Source organism: Micromonospora sp. RHAY321 (assembly GCF_023896955.1).
GTDB lineage: Bacteria > Actinomycetota > Actinomycetes > Mycobacteriales > Micromonosporaceae > Micromonospora.
Window position 1 is genome coordinate 1 of sequence record NZ_JAMHIW010000037.1, and the last position, 5262, is coordinate 5262.

3 rRNA genes are annotated in these 5262 nt (G+C 57.5%); all 3 read left to right on the forward strand.

The annotated features are described in order from the left end of the window. The first annotated feature begins 59 nt into the window (after positions 1-59). The 3 genes from M8C17_RS31655 (at position 60) to rrf (ending at position 5256) form a co-directional block, all read left to right on the forward strand. Positions 60-1576: ribosomal RNA gene (locus M8C17_RS31655) — 16S ribosomal RNA — on the forward strand. A gap of 370 nt (positions 1577-1946) precedes the next feature. Continuing rightward, a 23S ribosomal RNA gene (locus M8C17_RS31660) occupies positions 1947-5055 on the forward strand. 84 nt (positions 5056-5139) lie between these two features. After that, a 5S ribosomal RNA gene (gene rrf / locus M8C17_RS31665) occupies positions 5140-5256 on the forward strand. The 16S, 23S and 5S rRNA genes sit together here, the layout of an rRNA operon. Positions 5257-5262: the final 6 nt, after the last annotated feature.

Below are 5262 nucleotides of genomic sequence, written 5' to 3' on the forward strand. Positions count from 1 at the left end.
CTGGTTGGGATTCCTTTGGCAACATGTTGTTTGTTGTCAGGATGCTGTTCGACAAATTTTTGTTGGAGAGTTTGATCCTGGCTCAGGACGAACGCTGGCGGCGTGCTTAACACATGCAAGTCGAGCGGAAAGGCCCTTCGGGGTACTCGAGCGGCGAACGGGTGAGTAACACGTGAGCAACCTGCCCCAGGCTTTGGGATAACCCTCGGAAACGGGGGCTAATACCGAATATGACTTCTGGCCGCATGGCTGGGGGTGGAAAGTTTTTCGGCTTGGGATGGGCTCGCGGCCTATCAGCTTGTTGGTGGGGTAATGGCCTACCAAGGCGACGACGGGTAGCCGGCCTGAGAGGGCGACCGGCCACACTGGGACTGAGACACGGCCCAGACTCCTACGGGAGGCAGCAGTGGGGAATATTGCACAATGGGCGGAAGCCTGATGCAGCGACGCCGCGTGAGGGATGACGGCCTTCGGGTTGTAAACCTCTTTCAGCAGGGACGAAGCGAGAGTGACGGTACCTGCAGAAGAAGCACCGGCCAACTACGTGCCAGCAGCCGCGGTAAGACGTAGGGTGCGAGCGTTGTCCGGATTTATTGGGCGTAAAGAGCTCGTAGGCGGCTTGTCGCGTCGACTGTGAAAACCCGCGGCTCAACCGCGGGCCTGCAGTCGATACGGGCAGGCTAGAGTTCGGTAGGGGAGACTGGAATTCCTGGTGTAGCGGTGAAATGCGCAGATATCAGGAGGAACACCGGTGGCGAAGGCGGGTCTCTGGGCCGATACTGACGCTGAGGAGCGAAAGCGTGGGGAGCGAACAGGATTAGATACCCTGGTAGTCCACGCTGTAAACGTTGGGCGCTAGGTGTGGGGGGCCTCTCCGGTTCCCTGTGCCGCAGCTAACGCATTAAGCGCCCCGCCTGGGGAGTACGGCCGCAAGGCTAAAACTCAAAGGAATTGACGGGGGCCCGCACAAGCGGCGGAGCATGCGGATTAATTCGATGCAACGCGAAGAACCTTACCTGGGTTTGACATGGCCGCAAAACTCGCAGAGATGTGAGGTCCTTCGGGGGCGGTCACAGGTGGTGCATGGCTGTCGTCAGCTCGTGTCGTGAGATGTTGGGTTAAGTCCCGCAACGAGCGCAACCCTCGTTCGATGTTGCCAGCGCGTTATGGCGGGGACTCATCGAAGACTGCCGGGGTCAACTCGGAGGAAGGTGGGGATGACGTCAAGTCATCATGCCCCTTATGTCCAGGGCTTCACGCATGCTACAATGGCCGGTACAATGGGCTGCGATACCGTGAGGTGGAGCGAATCCCAAAAAGCCGGTCTCAGTTCGGATCGGGGTCTGCAACTCGACCCCGTGAAGTCGGAGTCGCTAGTAATCGCAGATCAGCAACGCTGCGGTGAATACGTTCCCGGGCCTTGTACACACCGCCCGTCACGTCACGAAAGTCGGCAACACCCGAAGCCGGTGGCCCAACCCCTTGTGGGAGGGAGCCGTCGAAGGTGGGGCTGGCGATTGGGACGAAGTCGTAACAAGGTAGCCGTACCGGAAGGTGCGGCTGGATCACCTCCTTTCTAAGGAGCACCTTCCGACGAAAGTCGGTAAGGAGCCCGCGCTGCCCGATCGTGGTGGCGGGGTGCTCAGATGGCGGAGACACTGGTGAGTTTGGCTCTGGCAACGGCCGGGATCCTTCTAGTACAGCCACTTCGGTGGTGGGAATGAAGTCCTGGTGCGGCTGGAGGTGAATGGAGAGCACCCTGTTGGGTCCTGAAAGAACAACCGGTGGTTGTTTCTTTCGGAGCCGTAGCGAGCCTGTGGGTTCGTGAGGTTGCCAGGCATGGCCTGGCCTCGCATACCGATCACTGTGGTGGTGCTGGTGTGGGGCTGTTGGGTTGTGGGTTGGTCGTTTGTTGAGAATTGCACAGTGGACGCGAGCATCTTTGTGGTCAAGTTGTCAAGGGCGAACGGTGAATGCCTTGGCACCAGGAGCCGATGAAGGACGTGGGAGGCCGCGATAGGCCTGGGGGAGCTGTCAACCAAGCTGTGATCCCAGGGTGTCCGAATGGGGAAACCTGGCACCAGTCATGTGGTGTCACCCACACCTGAACACATAGGGTGTGTGGAGGGAACGCGGGGAAGTGAAACATCTCAGTACCCGTAGGAAGAGAAAACAATTTAGTGATTCCGTGAGTAGTGGCGAGCGAAAGCGGATCGAGGCTAAACCGGCTGCGTGTGATACCTGTCAGGGGTTGCGTGGTTGGGGTTGTGGGACCCTGCTGAACAAGCTGACACTTGTTCGAGAAGTTACAAAGTCAGTGGCTAGTCGAACAGTCTGGAATGGCTGACCGTAGACGGTGAGAGTCCGGTAGGTGAAAGTTGCTGACCTTCTGTGGGTGTTCCCGAGTAGCGGCGGACCCCTGAAATCTGCCGTGAATCTGCCAGGACCACCTGGTAAGCCTAAATACTTCCTGGTGACCGATAGCGGACGAGTACCGTGAGGGAATGGTGAAAAGTACCCCGGGAGGGGAGTGAAATAGTACCTGAAACCGTTCGCCTACAATCCGTCGGAGCCTTGCGGGGTGACGGCGTGCCTTTTGAAGAATGAGCCTGCGAGTTAGTGGCATGTGGCGAGGTTAACCCGTGTGGGGGAGCCGTAGCGAAAGCGAGTCTGAATAGGGCGATTCAGTCGCGTGTCCTAGACCCGAAGCGGAGTGATCTAGCCATGGGCAGGCTGAAGCGCGGGTAAGACCGCGTGGAGGGCCGAACCCACCAATGTTGAAAAATTGGGGGATGACCTGTGGTTAGGGGTGAAAGGCCAATCAAACTCCGTGATAGCTGGTTCTCCCCGAAATGCATTTAGGTGCAGCGTCGCGTGTTTCTTGCCGGAGGTAGAGCACTGGATGGTCTAGGGGGCCCACAAGCTTACCGAAATCAGCCAAACTCCGAATGCCGGTAAGTGAGAGCGCGGCAGTGAGACTGCGGGGGATAAGCTTCGTAGTCGAGAGGGAAACAGCCCAGATCACCAGCTAAGGCCCCTAAGCGTGTGCTAAGTGGAAAAGGATGTGGGGTCGCATAGACAACCAGGAGGTTGGCTTAGAAGCAGCCACCCTTTAAAGAGTGCGTAATAGCTCACTGGTCAAGTGGTTCCGCGCCGACAATGTAGCGGGGCTCAAGCACACCGCCGAAGCTGTGGCATTCACATTTTAACCTCGCTTGGACTTGATTCCTTGTGCAGGTGTGTGGATGGGTAGGGGAGCGTCGTGCCGCGAGTGAAGCAGCGGGGTGACCCAGTTGTGGACGCGGCACGAGTGAGAATGCAGGCATGAGTAGCGAAAGAAGGGTGAGAAACCCTTCCGCCGGATGACCAAGGGTTCCAGGGCCAGGCTAATCCGCCCTGGGTGAGTCGGGACCTAAGGCGAGGCCGAGAGGCGTAGTCGATGGACAACGGGTTGATATTCCCGTACCCGCGAAAGAGCGTCCCTGACGAACCTCGTTGTGCTAACCACCCAAACCAGCTGATGCCTTCGGGCTGATGCTGGGGAGCGTGGGAACCTGACGGGTAGTAGTCAAGCGATGGGGTGACGCAGGAAGGTAGCTGAGCCCGGCCGGTGGTTGTGCCGGGGTAAGCGTGTAGGCCGTGTTGTAGGCAAATCCGCAACACACTAGGGCTGAGACGTGATGCCGAGCCGATTCAGGTGAAGTCAGTGATCCTATGCTGCCGAGAAAAGCCTCTAGCGAGTTCTTAGCGGCCCGTACCCCAAACCGACACAGGTGGTCAGGTAGAGAATACCGAGGCGATCGGGCGAACTGTGGTTAAGGAACTCGGCAAATTGCCCCCGTAACTTAGGGAGAAGGGGGGCCGGAGACGTGAAGCCCCGCGCGGGTGGAGCGTTGTATGGCCGCAGAGAGCAGGGGGAAGCGACTGTTTACTAAAAACACAGGTCCATGCGAAGAAGTAATTCGATGTATATGGACTGACGCCTGCCCGGTGCTGGAACGTTAAGGGGACCTGTTAGCTCTTCGGGGCGAAGCGGAGAACTTAAGCGCCAGTAAACGGCGGTGGTAACTATAACCATCCTAAGGTAGCGAAATTCCTTGTCGGGTAAGTTCCGACCTGCACGAATGGCGTAACGACTTCCCCACTGTCTCAACCACAGGCCCGGCGAAATTGCAGTACGAGTAAAGATGCTCGTTACGCGCGGCAGGACGGAAAGACCCCGGGACCTTTACTATAGCTTGACATTGGTACTCGAATTAGCTTGTGTAGGATAGGTGGGAGCCGGTGAAGTCCATACGCCAGTATGGGTGGAGGCAATCTTGAAATACCACTCTGGTTGATTTGGGTATCTAACTTCGGACCGTTATCCGGTTCAGGGACAGTGTCTGGTGGGTAGTTTAACTGGGGCGGTTGCCTCCTAAAAGGTAACGGAGGCGCCCAAAGGTTCCCTCAGCCTGGTTGGCAATCAGGTGTTGAGTGCAAGTACACAAGGGAGCTTGACTGTGAGACTGACAGGTCGAGCAGGGACGAAAGTCGGGACTAGTGATCCGGCACTTGCGAGTGGAAGCGGTGTCGCTCAACGGATAAAAGGTACCCCGGGGATAACAGGCTGATCTTCCCCAAGAGTCCATATCGACGGGATGGTTTGGCACCTCGATGTCGGCTCGTCGCATCCTGGGGCTGTAGCAGGTCCCAAGGGTTGGGCTGTTCGCCCATTAAAGCGGTACGCGAGCTGGGTTTAGAACGTCGTGAGACAGTTCGGTCCCTATCCGCCGTGCGCGTAGGATACTTGAGAAGGGCTGTCCCTAGTACGAGAGGACCGGGACGGACGAACCTCTGGTGTGCCAGTTGTCCTGCCAAGGGCACGGCTGGTTAGCTACGTTCGGAAGGGATAACCGCTGAAAGCATCTAAGCGGGAAGCCTGCTTCAAGATGAGGTATCCCACCCACTTTGTGGGGTAAGGCCCCCAGCTAGACGACTGGGTTGATAGGCCGGAAATGTAAGCCCGGTAACGGGTTCAGTTGACCGGTACTAATAGGCCGAGGACTTGACTACTAAGCTGCTACGCGTCCACTGTGCAACTCTCGATAAACGAACAACAGACCACATTGTTGGTGTTGTTTGATATGTCGATAGAGTTACGGCGGTCATGGCGGAGGGGAAACGCCCGGTCACATTCCGAACCCGGAAGCTAAGCCCTCCAGCGCCGATGGTACTGCACTCGTGAGGGTGTGGGAGAGTAGGACACCGCCGGACAATCTT